Source organism: Mesorhizobium kowhaii, from assembly GCF_042431665.1.
Lineage (GTDB): Bacteria > Pseudomonadota > Alphaproteobacteria > Rhizobiales > Rhizobiaceae > Mesorhizobium > Mesorhizobium kowhaii.
In genome coordinates, this window is the sequence record NZ_JBHLYT010000042.1 from 25,754 (window position 1) to 43,636 (window position 17,883).

Annotated in this window: 11 protein-coding genes; 6 read left to right on the top strand and 5 right to left on the bottom strand. The window is 59.0% G+C overall.

Translation table 11 applies throughout. From position 1 onward, the window contains the following. Nucleotides 1-121 precede the first annotated feature (121 nt). From ACFFNA_RS23815 to ACFFNA_RS23830, 4 genes are all read left to right on the top strand, one after another. A complete protein-coding gene (locus ACFFNA_RS23815; RefSeq protein WP_378922051.1) occupies nucleotides 122-811 on the top strand; it encodes a hypothetical protein in 690 nt (229 codons plus the stop codon). Nucleotides 812-994: 183 nt separating this feature from the next. Beyond that, entirely contained in the window at nucleotides 995-4,777 is a 3,783-nt protein-coding gene (locus tag ACFFNA_RS23820) for an nSTAND1 domain-containing NTPase (protein ID WP_378922053.1), read from the top strand. A gap of 269 nt (nucleotides 4,778-5,046) precedes the next feature. Further along, on the top strand, nucleotides 5,047-6,261 hold the full coding sequence (locus tag ACFFNA_RS23825; RefSeq protein WP_378922055.1) for a TIR domain-containing protein: 1,215 nt from the start codon (nucleotides 5,047-5,049) through the stop codon (nucleotides 6,259-6,261). Next, nucleotides 6,258-7,934, top strand: a complete 1,677-nt coding sequence (locus ACFFNA_RS23830) for a KGGVGR-motif variant AAA ATPase (RefSeq protein ID WP_378922057.1) — start codon at nucleotides 6,258-6,260, stop codon at nucleotides 7,932-7,934. Before ACFFNA_RS23825 ends, ACFFNA_RS23830 begins: the two co-directional genes overlap by 4 nt. A gap of 356 nt (nucleotides 7,935-8,290) precedes the next feature. Here the strand turns inward: ACFFNA_RS23830 and ACFFNA_RS23835 are convergent, their stop codons facing one another. Further along, entirely contained in the window at nucleotides 8,291-9,607 is a 1,317-nt protein-coding gene (locus ACFFNA_RS23835; protein WP_378922059.1) for a TIR domain-containing protein, read from the bottom strand. A 297-nt stretch (nucleotides 9,608-9,904) separates the two neighbouring features. Here ACFFNA_RS23835 and ACFFNA_RS23840 point away from each other — a divergent pair, with 297 nt between their 5' ends. Beyond that, nucleotides 9,905-10,876: a DUF4231 domain-containing protein gene (locus tag ACFFNA_RS23840; protein WP_378922061.1), complete on the top strand. Its 972-nt coding sequence runs from the start codon at nucleotides 9,905-9,907 to the stop codon at nucleotides 10,874-10,876. A gap of 157 nt (nucleotides 10,877-11,033) precedes the next feature. On the opposite strand, the gene ACFFNA_RS23845 is transcribed toward ACFFNA_RS23840, so the two are convergent. Beyond that, on the bottom strand, nucleotides 11,034-11,579 hold the full coding sequence (locus ACFFNA_RS23845) for a TIR domain-containing protein (RefSeq protein ID WP_378922063.1): 546 nt from the start codon (nucleotides 11,577-11,579) through the stop codon (nucleotides 11,034-11,036). Nucleotides 11,580-11,585: 6 nt separating this feature from the next. Then, nucleotides 11,586-12,083 carry a hypothetical protein gene (locus ACFFNA_RS23850; protein WP_378922065.1) on the bottom strand — a complete coding sequence of 166 codons (498 nt, stop codon included), beginning with the start codon at nucleotides 12,081-12,083 and terminating at the stop codon, nucleotides 11,586-11,588. 532 nt (nucleotides 12,084-12,615) lie between these two features. Here ACFFNA_RS23850 and ACFFNA_RS23855 point away from each other — a divergent pair. Then, nucleotides 12,616-13,527: a nucleotide-binding protein gene (locus ACFFNA_RS23855; RefSeq protein ID WP_378922066.1), complete on the top strand. Its 912-nt coding sequence runs from the start codon at nucleotides 12,616-12,618 to the stop codon at nucleotides 13,525-13,527. Between the two features lie 282 nt (nucleotides 13,528-13,809). Here ACFFNA_RS23855 and ACFFNA_RS23860 read toward each other — a convergent pair whose 3' ends face one another. Beyond that, complete coding sequence (locus ACFFNA_RS23860) at nucleotides 13,810-14,082, bottom strand: hypothetical protein (RefSeq protein WP_378922068.1); 273 nt, start codon at nucleotides 14,080-14,082, stop codon at nucleotides 13,810-13,812. Nucleotides 14,083-14,465: 383 nt separating this feature from the next. Further along, nucleotides 14,466-17,831 (bottom strand): TM0106 family RecB-like putative nuclease, encoded by a 3,366-nt coding sequence (locus tag ACFFNA_RS23865; RefSeq protein WP_378922070.1) that lies wholly within the window; start codon nucleotides 17,829-17,831, stop codon nucleotides 14,466-14,468. Nucleotides 17,832-17,883: the final 52 nt, after the last annotated feature.

Sequence of the window (17,883 nt, forward strand, 5' to 3'; positions counted from 1 at the left end):
GATCCGCAATGCAACGCCCGACGCTCTCTGTGCACAAAAAACTACGACCCAGAACGATAATTTAGATTGCAGGCACCCGAGAGACTATGGCTCGAGGAGGTCCTTCTTAGTTTCGTTGCCTATGGGCCTGACCTCATTACAGACGCCTTGTTCGACACCAGCACCTGCCAAGATATCCGGTCATGTAATTCTTGCATTTAGACCGTCGTCGACTGTGGGCACATGCGCGGGCGACGACGAAGCTAAAAAGGGGCTCACGGACAAGGCCAAGCATACGGTGCAAGTTCGTTTCTTCAGTGGTGACTGGATCGATACTGCCCCATGGTCATCGCAGATCGCATCGAGAGCCTGGCTTCTATACAATCGGTATCAAAAGTTGCGGCCGGGCGCGCCGACGTTCCTGGTGCTGATCGGCTACGAGGAGGCCCCTCGCTGGTGGTGGCTATTGCCGGGGGACCTGGCATCCGCCAACGTGGTGCATCTCGCGCTGCCCGACACCGAGGTCTGCACAACCACCAGATTGATTTCCTCAATCTCTGCCGCCTCGAAAGTCTGTTGTGGCGGCTCGGCGCCAAAAGAAATGGACGCCCGCTGCGTTGCCGACGCGGAAGCGAAAGCTGTTGGCAAGGGCGGTTGCGGCTGCGGGCGTCGCCGTGTCACTTCGCCGTCGCAAGCAGCCAGCGCACCGAAGCACGGTCTCATCATGACCGTGCCCGGCTTGACCCAGATCATGGCCTGGGGGTCTTCCTACTACCTACCGGCGGTCATCACGCCTCGAGTGGTGGCCGACACCGGCTGGCCGCTGGGTTGAGTGGGCGGCCGCCTTTCCCTGAGACGCTGCGTCAGTGATCGAGGCATTGTCAGGCCTCATGTATTCAGAGACTAGATTTCTCACCACGATATGCGACGCTGCCGTTTACAAAACGTACCGTGACGGCTCTCGTCACGCTGTCGGAACTCGTGTGGGAGTGAGGTTGGCAGGGTAGGACAGTCCATGGCTGATAGCTTTGACAGCATTGTGGGTGGAGCGACCTCCTTTGGGCCGAGGTATCTTCTGTTTCTGAGCCATTCGGGCATCGACACCGAAGAGGCGCGCGAGCTGAAGCGACGGCTGGAGGAGAGCTCATCGGGCCGGGAGGCGGGGCTCAAGGTCTGGTTCGACAAGGACGACCTTCAGCCGGGGCAGACGTGGCAGAGCCAACTCGAGGCGGTGCTGACTAAGGGCTGCACCGCCTTCGCCGTCTATGTCGGCTCGAAAGGGGTGGTGAATTGGGTCGAGAGTGAGGTTCGGCTGGGGCTGTCGCGGGCGGTCGGGAATGATCGCTTCCCCTTCATTCCGGTGCTGGCCGCCAAGATCTCATCGTCGGGCTTGCCGCCCTTTGCGGCCCAGTATCACGCCGTACGTGATCCGCTTTGTGATCCGGCCGAGATGACGAAGCTCCTGACATCTGTGCTGGGTGGCCAGGACAGGGCGATCGACTGGAAGATCAAGCTTCTGGCCGAGCCGTTTATCGGGCTCAGGGCGATGACGGAAGCGGATGCGGACCGCTTCTTCGGACGCAAGGCCGAGCTCGATGATCTGGTAACGAAGCTACGCCGGAGTCGTCTTGTGGCGGTGGTGGCCGACAGCGGCTCGGGCAAGTCGTCTCTGGTGCAGGCGGGGCTGATCCCGCGCTTCCGAGGTGGTGCCTTCCGCAGTGAGCAGGGTCTCGAGCCGGACGGACGGATCTGGCATGTCGTGGTGATGCGGCCGGGAACCTCGCCGATAGAAAGGCTGCGCACGGCGGTGACGGCGGCAGCAGAAAAGCTAGGGCTGCTGCTGGTGGAGAAGACACACCTGCGAGAATCGATAGACCCGGCCAAGCCAACGGAGATGGCCTATGCCCTTCAGTGCGGCTTGCCGGCTCAGACGACCGAGACGCTTCTGATTATCGACCAGTTCGAGGAGTTGTTCACGCAGACGCCGGAGGATCAACGCACGCCGTTCCTCGACTGGTTGTTGAGCCTGGTGATGCCGGGAGCGACGCTCGGCTTCCGGGTGGTTCTGACCATCCGCAACGATTACTTCAATCTATGCTCGGGCCATGCGGCCCTATTTGCCCTCTTACAGACGGAGGCGGCGCAGTTCCGTCTTAAGCAGGTCACGCCGGAAGGGCTGAAGGCGATCGTCTCTGAACCGCTGAAGCTTGCCGGACATATCAAGGGCGCCGAGCATGCGGCGCTGGTCTCTCAGATCCGCAGCGACGTCAGTGACCGGCCGGGCGATCTCGCTCTTGTTCAGATGGCCCTCTATGAGACCTGGCTGAACCGCAGGGCACATGGGGACGACCTTATCGATACCTATATTGCCATCGGCAAGGTCCAGGGGGCTCTCGCCCATGCGGCGGAGGACGTGCGTACCAACAAGCTCAGTCCCAACGAGCAGCGGCTTCTAGAAGCGGTTCTGGTTCGGCTCATCACGCTCGGCGACACGGGCGGTGCCACCCGCCGCGTTGCCCGCATAGTGGAGTTCGACGAAGCGCATCAGAACCTGATCAAGAAGCTGGCTGACGACACCTTCTCGCGCCTAGTGCTTACGGGAGGTGGCGACAAAAGCGCCGAGGCAGGTTCGGCAAAAGCAAACGAGCTGACTTCTGACGAAACCACAATTGAGATCTGCCACGAGCAACTCGTCACTCAATGGCCCTGGTGGCAGACCTGGATCCGCGCCAACTCGCTCAACATGCGCCGCCTCGCCCGGCTGATGGATAAGGCTCGCGACTGGGCGGCTGCACCGACCGACAAGCGTGCCGGGTTCCTCGCCACCGGCGCCGATCTCGAAATCTTCAGCGCGCTCCTCGCCAACCACACCGACTGGCTGTCAAAGGAAGAGCAGGTCTTCGTCGGAGACAGCGTCGGGCAGCATGACGAGGCCAACCGTAAGGATGAAGAGGCCCGGGAGACTGAGCGCCGACTGAGACAGGAGGCGGAAGACAAGCGAAAGGAGGCCGAGGCAAGTCGGGCGGAGGCCGAGGAGAGACGACAGGAGGCGGAGGCTAGCCGTAAAGAAGCAGAGGTTAGCCGAGAAGAGGCCGAGAGGAGACAGCACGAGGCAGAGGAGAGTCGCAAAGACGCAGAGGTCGGGCGCGAGGACGCACAGAAGAACGCAGCGCTGGCAAGGTATAGACTAAGATGGGCCGCCGGTTTGGCCATCCTGCTTGCGATTGCTGCGCTGGCCGCGGCGTTGGAAATGATAAACGCTGGGCAACAAACGACAATCGCCCAGGAACAGAGGAATCGAGCAGTTAGATCAAGCGCTCTACTTTTAGCAGGACAAAGCGCAATTCAACTGCAAAAGGGCGATGCTATGACAGCGCTGCTTCTTGCAATTGAGGGCTTGCGCGACGTTCCTGCTGCCGTTCCCGCCGAAGCAACTGAACCGGCCGCAAAAGCGGCCGTGGAAGCCTACGATCAACTCCGTGAAATTCGAATCTTTCAAAATGTGAGTGACTTCGCGTTTTCGAGCGATGAAGCAACCGTCGTTCTCATTCAAGATGGAAGTATATCGGCCCGATCTATCGCAAACGGGAACGAGCTATGGCGAAAGCCTTTAGGAGAGCACGTGCTCAAACAAATGTGGCCTTTGGAACGTAACTCCATGCGGATCATTTGGACAGATGGCACCATGGAGACACTTTCGCTGCTCGATGGCTCCTCTTCTCCCACAACTTTGTCGGCCGATCCAAAAACGGAGTGCTCTACCGAAACTCCTCGATTCCGGTCATTTTTGAACGCTGATGGTTCAATTGCCATCATTGATCTGAACGACATGTCGTCCCTCTCCCTTGTCCCGCCAAAACGATCTACCCGACGCGACGGTTCAAATTGTAGTGTGGATGTTCGAGCGTCCAACGTGGCCATTAGAGTAGCCAATCCGCCCGATCCGTCGTCGTTCTGGTTGACTACGAAAACCAGTTCGGGATGGACACCCATCAAAGATCTCGGAGACGAGGAATTCGCTTTGCATCCAACGAATCGAATCGTTGTTACCCTCAATTCCATTGATGGAAGTGCTTCGTTGGCATTTAGAGATCTTTCGCAAGGATTAACCAAAAGACAGAATTTCGAAACGCCGGTCGCGGGGGGCGTGACCTTCTCTAACGACGGAGCGTTCGTCGCGATAAACAATGGAAACCGTAGCTTCGAGATATATTCGAACAACGGGGAAAGACTGAATTGGCCATCTGACAAGGCAATTCGTGACCTTGCCGATGAACGTGGACATACGAGATACCTCGATCTTCGAGACCTCAACGGCTTTGACGGCTATCCTAGCTGGGATAGGTCAGATGACTATGGACCACTTGCAGTTGGAGATGTTCATGAATACGCGGGTATTGCTGGCGGGATGATTTTTGGCTCTCAAGCAGGTGTCTTCTTCAGCGCTTACGTCGATCCAAGTGACCCCGGAGTTTTGACTGCTGACGGAAGTTCACTTTTCCGCTTTCCCGTGACTGATCATATTGCGCAGGTAGCCGAGGGTATGGGGGGACGAATTATCGGGTCTATCATTGATGGTGCCCTTGTTATCTGGGCCCGGGGCGAATTTCGACCAACGGAAGATTCAACCTGGGCGAAATCTTCGATAAATGATTCTGAAAATAATAGAGACTCAATACTGAATGTCGTTTGCCATGTCGTGACGCGTGATCTGACTGATGCGCAGAGAGAGGAATTTTCTCTAGTGAATTTGGCCAATGAAGTTAAATTGACATTGCCTTCAACATGCCCCCGATGATGGTCATATAGATCGGACGAGAGAGCGTCCGACAGCCCTTCAAGAGAGAGAGTACCGGTCGCTGCGGCCTAAAGCGGCTGTCCAACTTGACGGGCTCTGAACAACGCAGTGCGACGGGTGAATGTAGTCGGCGCTCTCATACGAAGCAACGATCCCAAGGCTCACGGCAAAACTTCCCCGAAACTAGAGAAAAATGCTCGACGGGCTTGTCATTGGCGCGCGGCCGCCGCTTTTGACTTCTATAGTGGCATGACGTAGCATTCGCCGCGATGCCTGAAACGCTTCCATTTTTCCTGAGCTATGCGCGCAAGGACGCAAAGGTCGGAGCCACACAGCAACCCGATTCGCATTTCGAGGCATTTCTTCAGCGGCTCGTTCAGCGCGTGGACCAATGGACCGGGAGGTCCGGATTCGTCGATCGTACCGACATCCAGCCCGGACAGGAATGGCCCGATACGCTCGCTGAGGCGCTGCGCACCGCCCATACTCTCGTGTGCCTGTATTCGCCCGCCTATTTCCAGAGCGAGTATTGCGGTAAGGAGATGCAGGTGTTTCTCGACCGGCGCCGCAACTACATCCGCACCAACGCTGGGCAGAAACCGGCGAACATCATTCCGGTGGTGTGGCAGCCGGTCCCGTTCCGGATTCCCAAGACGCTTCCTGACATTCAGTACAAGGATGTCAGCCTAGATCCGGACACTACGGGAGTCTGGGACCTCGGCGATCAGGGACAGGTTCAGGACCTCAACAGGGTCGCTGATCAGATCGCCGTCCGGGTGCGCGATGCTATTGACCTGACCCCACTGGCGCCGCTGGCTCAGCGCCCGCAAATGCTCGCGGTGCGCAGTGCCTTTCTTCCGCCGCCGCTGCCTTTGCCGAAGTTCGACACGCCCGGCACGCCGGCGGGTCCTGATGCGGTCACTTTCATCTATCCGTCGTCGACGCTCTGGAGCGCATGGCCATGGTCGCCTCCCGAGGACCAGGCCATGTTGTACCTCGCTGCGGCCGTTGCGAAAGGCAGGGACATGGAGGCCTCCGAGCTCGCGTTCGACTTGGCGGATGCCGGCCTGCTGGCTCGTCTGCAGACGCTACGCCAGCGCAACAATGTCGTGGTCCTGTTTGTCGACGGGGCCAATCTGGATCTTGACGGTCTGCACGCCCGCGTCCACGACTACGATCGTCCTGAGCATTCAAATTTCGCGATCGTCATATTAGTGAACGGCCCTTGCCCGACCGATCTTCGCAAAAGAATCGAGGGGCTGTTTCCTTACTTCGCCTCCCGCGCCCGGCCGCATTTCCAGATCATCGAGACACCCGGGTCGTTTAACAGCTTGATGCGCGAGAATTTCAGCAAGACCGTTGCCGAGGCGCTTGAGCAGCTCAGGATCACCGTGGTCAACAATCCTCATGCGTCGAATGTCGCCGCTAATGCGACCGATTTTCCCAGCCTGCCGTCGGTCGGCGGTCCCGGGGGGGCTGAATGAGCCGCGTCATTACTTTTTACTCCTACAAAGGCGGCACCGGCCGCTCGATGGCGCTGGCTAACATCGCATGGGTTCTGGCGAGCGCCGGCAAGCGCGTGCTGACGATCGACTGGGACCTCGAGGCACCGGGCCTGCATCGCTATTTTCAGCCGTTTCTAAGCGACAAGGAGTTGAACGGACAGCAGTCGCAGGGCGTCATCGACATGGCGATCGATTTCGCCGTACGCGCCGCGACACCGCCAAAGCCTGGCGAGAAGCGCGACAGCGCGTGGTATGACGCGCAAGCGGATTTTTCTAAATGGCGTCAAAAACTGCGCTGGCCATCAGGCGAGGCGATAGGACTCGGTGCGGACCACAAGGGCGAGATCGATTTCGTGCCCGCCGGCCGGCAGGGCGCCGACTACGCCAAGCGAGTGAATCATTTCGATTGGCACAATTTCTACGAAATGCTCGGCGGCGGCGCCTTCTTCGACGCCGCCAAACGCAAGTTCGCCGCATATGACTACGTGCTGATCGATAGTCGAACAGGCGTGAGCGATACGTCGGGCATTTGCACCGTTCATATGCCGGACATTCTGGTGGTCTGTTTCACGCTCAACTACCAGAGCATCAAGGGCGCGCTGGCCGTCGCCCAATCGGTGCGGAAGCAGCGTCCCGACATCCGCATCTTCCCGGTGCCGATGCGTATCGACGCCAGCGAGACGCCGTTGCTCAATCGCATGAAGACCTACGCGGCGGGCGTCTTCCGGCCGTTGCTCGATAGCCGGGTCGACGCGACGGATTACTGGTACCTTATGGAGGTCCCCTACTTCGCGCGCTACGCCTATGCGGAGAAGCTCACCCTGTTCGAGGAGCGCGCCTCGATTACCGCGTCGACCTTGCCCGCGATGGAGCGCCTGAGCGGATATCTCACCGACGGCGCGGTGGCGAAGGCGGGGCCATTGCCCGAGACCGAGCGCAAGCTGGCGCTGGCCGAGTTCGAAGCCGACGCAACCGCAAAGCCGCGTGTCGCGAATCAACCTCCGGACAGAGCCAGCTTTCCGGATAGGTTGAGAGCTGCCGTTGGACGAACTGCATACGCTTTTAGTACCCCACGCACTTTTGCGGTTGCGGTATCACTAACGTTTGTAGCGTTTACGGTCTTGCTTCTTTTTTTCCAGTTAAACTTGCAAAGGGCCCAAGCTAACTTGGAAATGGCGCAAGTCAGTTCGGTGGAGATGAATAGGCGCGCACAGGCTGCAGAGGAAGAGTTGAGACGTGCACAGGAACAAATAAGGCAGCAATTGGAAATTATCAACAGGCTTAGTACAGGAAATGCGATTTCTTCGGCTATAGCGGATCCGGCAAATGCAGCTTTTACAGTGTCAATACATTACGATCCGAGCGATGAGTTCTCTGCTCGATTCCTACCAAGTGCGAAAGACGCAATTGAGCAAGCACACTTTAAGTTAGATCTAACACGCGAAAATCTGACGGCCGGTAACCTGCGTATCGAATATTTCAGAGATTCACAGGACCCCACCGGACAATCACAAAGGGCGGCCGCCGGAAGGGTTGCTCTGATCCTAAATTCGGTACTGTCAGGAACTGAACCGGGGCATGGCAATTTCGCGATTAAGTCACGAGAAGACGTCGCGCAGCCTGATCATCCACGTCTGGGTGTTTATTTCTAGATAGACACTTGAGTTAAGAGACGAAGATCGTCTCGGGCGAGTCCTCCGTCTTCACAAAGCTGCCTGCAGCACGGCTCGATCGAGAGCCATTGAATGCAGTCATAGCATACGGTTGTCTCACAGTGGATTGCGAAATGCAGCACAAAGAGAAAGCCAACGTCGAAGCTCAGTTGGCGAACGTACCAACCACGATGCGCGTCGGTCGAAAGTTCTAGCTGGTCCGCTTAGTGTAAATCCCACAGCGGGCTCCAGAGATGGAAATAAAGCTTTTGGACGGATGGGGTGTGGGTACTCGTTTGGTAAGCGTAAAACGATATGATGGTGAGCAGAGGCGCTACGAATGGCTCGCTTTTTGACTAGCTTCGGAGCGCCTTCTTTAACATTGCAAGGGCGTCGTCAGCGTTGCCGAGCGCCTCTGCAATTTTCTCAGCGCCGCGAATGATGCTAGTCACTTCCTCCGAAGTGGGACCAAAGTCTTTAAGTTCGCCCACGAACTCGCGCATCCTCTCCCCGTCATCGAGCAGCAATGACGCGTTGAAACCGGTAGCGGCCGTCCAGATGTTACGATCGCGAAGCTTTGAGAGAAATGCCAGGACCGACCGATAGGTCAATTTAGCGTCGTCGAGCCGACCATCCTCGAGTTGGGCCTGACCCAGCAGGTCAAAAACGTAGTAGGAATCCGGATTGTTTTCCGCCGCTGCCTTCAGAATGTCGATCGCAGCAGCATGGCCCCCCTGCGCCGTATGCCAGCGTGCCTTGAGTGCCGCATTTTCGGCATTGCGCACAAAGGCCCTGCTGTCGAGCTCGCTGATCGCATCGAGAAGTTCGCCGGCGTTGTCGAGCCGCCGCTGGTCGAGGTACGCCTTGCCTAGCCGGCGCAATACATACACGTCGCGAGGGGCCATCTGACGAGCTAGCTCGAATTCCATCGCCGCCCGCTCCGCGCGACCGGCGCGAGCGTACAGTTCACCAAGGCGCCGATGGATGCGGAGATCGAGCGGTCTTTGCCCCGCCGAATTATCGCGTCCGAAGGCGAGATTCAGCCAGTCGTGCAATTCCTCGATCTCCGAAAAACGACTAGATCGCTCTAGCCGCTCGATCCTTTCCAACCACTCCTGCACCGCAGCCTCTGTGACCAGGATGGGCGCCATCTTCAGCGCGGCCTCGGCTTTGGAAAGATAATCCGCGCAGATTTGTGGAACCATCTGAGCGACTCTGATCATCGCTGTTGTAGAGATCCCATCAGAAAAATTGCTGATAAGATCTTCGAAGAGCCGCTTTATATCAGCAAGGTTGAGCCCGTCCGAGACCTGTTCGCGCCCAAAAACGGTTGGGAGTTCCGATCCCTTGAGCTTGTAGGTAATTGGACGAAGCTTCCGTTGGTTTTCCGTCTCGCCCGCCAATGCCACTCCGGCCACCGCGCCCGCTTCCCATAACAGCCAAGGCTTCTGGATCGAAGATGGGGTCAGAAGGATGAATGCCACATCAGATTCCCGAACGCGATCACCAATCCAGCGAAACCAGTCTTCGCCTGGCCTGATGCCGCCCTCAAGTTCCTTGTTCGTCGAATAGTGAACTGTGATCCTCTCGCCGAACAGTGCTTGCGTAGCAATGCGGATCGCATCGGCGAGAGCCCTATCCGAATGTGTATGGCTGATGAAAATTCCGCTCATCGTTCAGGGCCGCCCAATTTACTGCCAAACTCGGCAGAAAATGAAGGAAGTTATGATGCATAGCAATGTCGTATGCCCTCGAGCTAATCGCAATGAGTATTTGAAGACGTTTCAGCGCTTCAGGCGGCTTGGCTTCCCTCCAATTCCAAGCCTGATGTCTATCAAATCACCAAGAAGCACCGGCTTTTGTCACCAAGCAATGCGTTAATGCGCCAGCCATGGCATGAAGCAACGGAAAGGCCTTTACAAACGTGCCTTGCCGATATCCCTTACAACGATTGACGCAAAGCTGCGGCGATGACCTTCGGGATCATCAACGCGATCAGCCGTTGCCGATCGGCTGGGAAGGGAAACATCGTTATGGAGCCTCTCGCTTCAGCCTCCGTGTTGCAGTCAACTTGGTCCAGAACCGCCAACCGGCTCAAGCTGACGATCGATCGCACACGCTGGATCGCCCTTGCATTGTCTGCGGTCGCTGCCCTGCTCGCAGCGGTCGCCAGCCAGATCCAAGCACCCCAGCCACCGGCCCAGGATCATCTGCGTCTGTCCCTCGCCGTTGGCAGTGCCGTACTCCTCGGCGTCGTCAGCTTCCTGAGTGCCCGACTGCTCGGGGGCACCCAGGTCGCTGCCTGGACGCGGATCCGCGCGGCTTCGGAGGCCCTGAAGCGCGAGATTTACAAATATGCAGCATCAACAGCGCCCTATGACGATCCCGCGCAGGCGAAGGGGCGCTTCAACGCTGAGCGGGAGGAGATTGCAAACGACATCGACGACCTGATCGGACTGCTGGAGCGTGAAGAAGGCCCGGGCTCCGCGCCCACCGCGGCCTTCCAATCTCCAGACGAATACGTCCAAAAGCGCGTCCACAGCCAAATCAAATGGTACAACGACCGAGCTGCCAAATACGGCGGCTTAGCGAAGTCACTTCGCTGGATCGAATTCACGTTGTCCCTGGTCGCCGCGATCGTCACAGCGGTTGTCGGCGTGGCGGGAAAAACCGATCTCTTCGGCTTTTCGTTCGATTTTGTGGCGTTGACAGCGGTGTTGACCACGATCGGCGGTGCCATCCTCGCCCATATCGAAGCCTCGCGTTACGACTTTCTCGTTGCGACCTTCCGCGCGGCTTCCCGCAGGCTCGGCCACGAACTCAGCCAGGCGCCTTCGGTATTCGCCATGCCGTCGTCCGACTGGTCGAGCTTCGTCGAGCGGTGCGAGACTATCTTCTCCACCGAGAACAGCAGCTGGATCGCCAAATTCGGCAAGGCTTGATCAATTGGTTGCAGTTCGTTTGACGATATCTTAGGTGCAGACAAGTTTGTAGCGGCTTGATGGCAGCCGCGGGGCTCGATGCTTGACAACCGCCTGACCGCGTGGCGCGACGCCGGTGCGGCCAGCGACTATCGATCGTGGCGTTCGAAAGTTCGCCCTACCGATGCATAGGGCGTCTACTACGAAGAATATCCAAGAACATGCGTACTTTTTCAAAACGCTCGCTTGGGGCGCTATGGTACGAATAGAATTCAAGACCGTCCAAGTCAGACGGAACTTGGACGCCTCCCTTATGAAGAAGCATGACCCGACTTCGTCCTAGCCGCCCCCAGAACCATCCATACTCAATCCAGACATTCTCGCGGGCCCGTAGCGCCAATCCATCGGCAGACTGGGCAGCGAAGGCACCGACATCATCCGGTGTGGCGAGGCCGATTGCACCGTCCGCGCCTTCGGCAAGCTGCTCGAATTTCTCAGGCAATGCTCTGCCGTCACCAAATTCATCTTTCATTACAACGACGTTGACCATCATCGTGTCGGACAGCCAGTGTCTGACATCCTGCCAGTCGGGACTTCGGCCGTGGATCAACAGTATTGTTAGGGGTTTCTCGTTCCGACTAATGCCTTCGCTGCGAAATGCAGAATCCAGCAGATGTCGGCTCCACGGGCCGCCAAGAGTATCCAACTCGGTGTTAAGCCCCACATTTCCTCAGAGTTCTCTCAGAGCGCTTATGAGGTCGTTGGAAGCACCTCCAAATGACCCAACGGGAATGAGTGGCTTCTTGCCCAACGCAGCGCCGAGGCCGGCCATATAGGTTCCATCCGCACCGCCGATAGTAAGCACGACATCTGCCTCTTTGACCGCTAGGGCTTTCATTCCCTCGGACCGGAGATTGCTGCGATCGACAAATTGGAAGTATCCCGGGTGACTCCGGCTGCGCTCAGCATAGTTGCGACATTCGCGGAAGGGTCGAAGCACAATTATCGATCCTACTAATTTTCTCGTCACGCAGGTTTCCAAATAGCTATCGGCGATATGCCTGTCTGCTGTGTTATTGTTCTCGCTACCCACGATGATTGCATGCCCCAACTCAGCTATCCGTTCACCGATCTCTCGGCAAGCCACCTCAAATTGCTCGCGCTCACCAAATGTTTTCCACGCGCGATCATCTTTACCAATCCAACTTCCGAATGTGGCGATCTTCATGCGGCAACCTCCCTGAGCCGATCTGAACTAGCATTTCCACTAGGTCTGGCGGCCATTTCTTCCGTAAGCTCGAATTGCGTTGCGGGTCGGATTTGCTAGACAGTACATTGCACCTATTCAAAGTGAACTACTACTACGATTCCACGTCGCGGGAGCTCAGGGCAAGATGGACCAGTTGGAGCGGAGCATCCGCGATGACAGCGTAAACTGCCTGCGCAATCATTCGCTGCTCTCTTGAGGCGCGACCAGTGGGATCTCGCCCGGCGAGCGCCGGCAGAAAGCGCTGAACAACGCGACGGGCCGCTGCCAGGCCGTGGCAGGCCGGTCGTCATCATCACATCCCGAGGCACGTTTCAGTTGCCGGAGCTCGTGAGGGCAGGCCGTCAGCGTCGGCTCGTCCCATTTACGCCAGATGTGCCTCAGGCGCGCAAAAGGGGCTTGGTTGCCCAGCTACTTCCCACTGGTGCATACTGGCGCTCGGCGTCTCAAGTAGCACTTCCTCCGCTTTCGCCGCGAACCCTGGAGCAAACGCATGCCGATCACACGCCGTATCTACGTCAGCATGCCAGCCGATCAATGGCTGCCTGACAACCTCAATGAGCTCAAATGGGGCATTGTCGACGAGATTGAAAAACTCGGCTACTCACCTGAGATATTTACCAATCCAAGGGGCAAGGCGGGACTTGCCTCCAGCATGCCATGGACAGCGAATAATGCAGAGCGGATCGCAAGACGATGCGTTGGAGCCGTACTGATCGGAATGCCGCGCTGGACTTTTCTTGATCCTGACGTTCAAACCGTCCGGTTAGGAACTGAATATGCCCATTATGAAGGGGCTCTCGCTCGCACGCTCGGGCTACCCATACTCGTTTTGGCTCAGGAAAACCTGTCGCGCCGTGTTGTTTTTGATGATGGCTTCGCCGGGTATGTCGGGCAGTTTTCTCCGATGGCGGATCAGAGGTGGTTAATGCAGAAAGAGTTCTCTGTCCCCTTCGGCTACTGGCAGACTGAACTTCTAAAGCGGAAAGATATTTTCCTCGGTTATTGCGGCAGTTCTAAAGGAACCGCAGCCAATCTGAAGCGCTACATGGTCGGCCTTGGCGCGACTGTATTGGACTGGCAAACCGATTTCAGGCCGGGCCGGTCGATACTCGAACAGATCGAAGGGGCCGCTGCGCAATGCAGCGCTGGCGTCTTCCTGTTCACGAAGGATGACGATCTGTCTGACATTGCGCAGATCGAAAAGGCTGCCCCAAGGGACAATGTCGTATTCGAAGCGGGATACTTCATTGCCCAAAAAGGCAAGCATAACGTTCTCATCGTACGCGAGACTGGCTCCAAAATGCCAGCAGACCTCGGCGGCGATGTGTATGCGGCACTAAATGATAGGTCCGATATTGGCCCGATTGAAGACAGCGTGAAGTCATTCGTCGAGGCGCTTTGAAAAAGGTGTAAATGGTCTTGCGAGATGGCGCTAGCTAGCCACTCAGCGAGCATCTGGGACGCTGCCAGCGGCGCGCGGCCTCGACAAGCTCCATTGGCGGGCGCCGCATTCCTTGGAGAGGGTTGGATTTCGGCTCCTCCCCCTCTGCCACTTATGCCCCGAAAAGCGCAGATCTCTGCGGTTCTTGCCTAGCCGGGGCGTTCTTTCCCACCAACCCGTTCAAAGCCGCCGTCGCGCACGTCATTCCTTGCTACGTGAAGCGCGTCCGCCGCTCTCTCCAACTCAGACATTGTGAACAGGCGATGGCCCTGACCTGGTGCCGCCGGCGAAGTCGCCTTCCATCTTCGGGTTGCCGGGAATTTCGCTGGCATAGCCACCGAAGCCACCGATGTAGAAACCCGTCCAGTTGTAGATCGCCGCCGGTGGTGGCGTTGTCTGGTAGGCCTTGGCCGAGAGATCAGCTGCTGATGCGACACCGGATCCGGCGGCCAAGAGACTTGGGATCAGCACGAACAAGACGGAAAGGTGACATTTGCAAGGAGCGGATGTTTTCATGACTCTCTCGAGGACTTGGGCTGCGCGGATGCTTTCGGCGTGCGGAGCAACGTATCCGGCGGCGCACATCGCGGAACTCCCAATTGGGAGGCGTGATCCAGCTTCGAACAACATCAATCGAACATGGCCAAGTGGCATGCTGCTGAACGTTGGATACGCAGGCGTAATAACTCGCGGAATTGGCGGTATCGAGCGACAAAAATGCGCTCAGCGGAGCCTAAACAGCCTTCTCATCGCAGGATCGAAAATAGAAGAGAAGCAGAACTTTCGTGTGCATTTTTTGCACACAGTCTCCCACAACTATCTGATATTACTTATCTATCCGTCCAGTCCATCAGAGCTGATCGTCCCACGCATGCTATCGGATGGGCCACGCTGCGCACCTACGGGTCGATCGCATCGGCCATTTCGAGATAGCGGCAGAAGCCATTGGCGAGCTGCATCTGGCGCGGCGTCCGGCATTCCGGCTCGAACACTTCCGGATTGGCCACGAGAATGCACAGTGCTTTTGCGCGGGAGGTGGCGACATTGAGCCGGTTCGCGCTGTAGAGGAACTCCATACCACGCGGTGCATCGGCATGACTGGAAGTCGTGATGGAATAGATCACGACGGGCGCCTCTTGGCCCTGGAACTTGTCAACCGTCCCTACCCTCGCACCGGGGAGGCGCGCCTGGATTTCAAAGACCTGCGCGTTGTAGGGCGCAATAACCAGGATGTCGTCCAGGGTGAGCGGCGCCTCGTTGCCATCGCGGTCGCGCCAACCTGCGCCTGACGCAAGTATCCCCAGCACAATATTGCGGATACGGCCAGCCTCCTCCGGGCTCGAATTCTGGTTGCCGCTGTGCTGCACCGCGACATAGCGCAGGCCGCTCCCGCCAAGCGGGCCGTCCATCAGGATCGCCTGGGTCTCGAGACCGGGACGGGGAAGGAGGCGGCTCTCGTAGAACAGCTCGGAGGTGAAACGGCAGATGTCGGGGTGGAGGCGCCAGGTCTGGTCGAGGAACAGGCCCTCGTCCTCGGCGATGGTCTGCCGTCCGCCGAGAAGGTGGTCGAGGGCCGAGAGCTCCGTGCCCTCGGGGTGCGAGCCCTGCATCGGCTGCTCAAGCTGCTGCGGATCGCCAAGCAGGACAAGGCTGGCTGCGGCCGGCGATATGGCAAGCACATTGGCGAGCGACATCTGCGCGGCCTCATCCACGAACAGCACGTCGACGAGGCCAGCCGCGTCGGGCCGGGCCCACAGGAACCCCGTACCGCCGAGGACGTGGTACCCGCTTGCAAAGGCGCCGAGGGCCTCGGGGTTCTTCGTCGTGAAGGTGAGGTGCGGGACATTGTCTTCGGCATCCGTGACCTTGTGCAGGCACTGCAGGTCGAAGTCTTCCTTCGCTGCTTCCTCGGCGGCTTTCGCGAGCAGGTTGCGAATGACCTTGTGGCTGTTGGCGGTCACCCCGACGCGAAGGCCAGCCCTCACCAGAGCAAGGATCGCATGGGCGCCGGTGTGGGTCTTGCCCGCGCCAGGCGGTCCCTGGATGGCGAGCACGCCCTGCAAGGCCGGGACGAGGCGGCAGGCGGCGTCGACCGCGCTCTCGCTCGGCTGGCGCAGCGCCGCGCCGCCGGCATCGGGCGGGAGCCGCAGCAGCAGATCGCGCGCCGCCTTGTAGGCACCGGGACCGCCGATGCCATGATCGGCCACGTACTCGCCGATCTGCACCAGGCACTCTGCCAGGACAGCCGTTTCGATGTAGGTATGGGCGAAGATCGCTTCGGGGTGAAAAGCGGCAGTGTCGCCCCGCTTCTTGATGTCGATGAAGCGATGCTCCAGGTCGACGCCCTCGACTTTGCCGAACCGCTCGCCGCCGACCCTGCGCAAATCCTCACCGCCGCGAAACTCTGCGTCCTGCGGGGGAAATCGATAGCGGTGGATAGGCGCCTTGGCGGTTCCGCCAACGGTATCCACGAACTCGAGGCCGGCGATGCCTGCCCGCTCGTCCTCCAGCTCGTCTGCGGACAGCGCCGCCAGCCGGAAATATTCCCACCAGATCGCCTTCTCTTCCCGGCGATGCCAGTCGAGCACGTTCGCTAGCATGTAGAGCGCCTGCTGCTCGGCGCTGCGCTCCGTAGAGTCCACCGGAATGCCATCAGTCAGCACGGCGACTACTGCGTCGATCCGCGCCTGCCAGGCCGTAATATCAGGCGAAGCATCCTCCCCAGGCGGAGCCGGCCGGGGAATCTCCGCGCCTGAGGCGACCGTGCCAGTCCGCAGGCCCTCCAGCCAGTCCCGAAGCCGCTCCGTCGAGACGCAGTCATCTTGGTTGTAGCCCGCCACGACGGCCCGATCATCCGCATTGATGCCGCCTGCATTCCCGAGCTCCAGGTGGGCCTGGACCCTGCTCAAGGCATAGTTGGCATCGGGCAGCAATACCGCGCGTACGAATTCGTAGAGCGGCTCCAGCTTCTTGATGGAATAGCTCTCGACGCTGGCGCGGATGGCGTGGCGGACCACCGCGTAGAGATCGACCAGGACCTGCCCGCGCAGCAGCGTGTCGATCTCGTCCTCGCGCGTGGCGTAGCGCCCCATCAGGCGTTTGAGCGCGCCCACCTCATAGGCCGCGTAGTGATAAATGTGCATGCCGGGATGGTGCGCTCGCCGCTCGATGACGAAATCGACGAAGCGCTCAAAGGCTGCCTTTTCATCGGCCTGCGTGAGACACCAGTCGGCGACGTAGGTAAGCGCGCCCTCCGCGTCCTTGAAGGCACAACCGAAGAGATATTCGAGGCCGCCAACGCCGACGAATGGGTCGCCTTCGAGGTCGAAGAAGATGTCGCCGTCGTCGGGCTCCGGCAGGCGGCACAGACCAAAGCCCGGTTCTATCGGCAGCGCTTCATGGAGCACCTGCCCGGCCGCGCGCCCCTCGACCTGGATCCGGGCCTGCTCCCGGATGCGATTGTAGGACGAAGCGGCGCCGCGCGCGGGCTTCCACGGCAGCGGAAGGGGGAGCTCGGCCAGCGCTGTCATGGTCGCGACGTCGTGGCCGGCGAGCTCACCGCGCTGCACGGCCGTGATCCCGGCTACGAGGGAGAGGTGATCGTCCTGATGGCGCTGGTCGTCGCATCGGCCCCGCCAGCGGCAGATGTCGCAGTGGGCGACCGGCTCCGGATAGGTGCCGCCGTTTCCGTTCAAGGACGCGGTGAATCGTTCCCGGACATTGCGGTAGTAGGCGGCATAGTCGCTGATCCGAAAGACTTCCGGCTCGAAGCCTGTCAGGGGCGCGACAACGTAGGCGTATTCTGGCACGAGGCCCTGCACTTGTCCGACGAGGTCAGAATAGAGGCAGAGCTGTAGTACCGTCCCGCCCTTGGTCTCGCGGGCGAGCTTGGTGTCGACGACTTCATAGGACCAGGCGCCGAGATCGCTTGGCTTTTCGACGCGCCGGAGGATGTCGGCCCGGCCCGTGAAGGGTGGCGCGCGCAGCGCGGCCTGCACGATGATCTGCGCGCCGGCCCGCATCGCCGCGATTGTGGCGGCCACCGAGCCGTCATCGATGCCCTTGCCCCCGATGGCCGCGACCGTAAAGCCAGACGCGCGCAGGTGATCGACATAGGCCGCCTCGTGCGCGGCGCCGCGCTGCTGCAGGATCTCGATCAACGGGTCCCAGATCTTCGGCTTTTCGAGCGCGCCGTCTGCCACCTGAAGGTCAAGCGCCGTCAGGTGGTCGCAATTCAAGTAGCCGACCAGGTCGGAGGCGCTCAACTGTAACTCGGAGCCGATTCTCAGCATCAACAAAGTCTACGCGAGTTAGCGA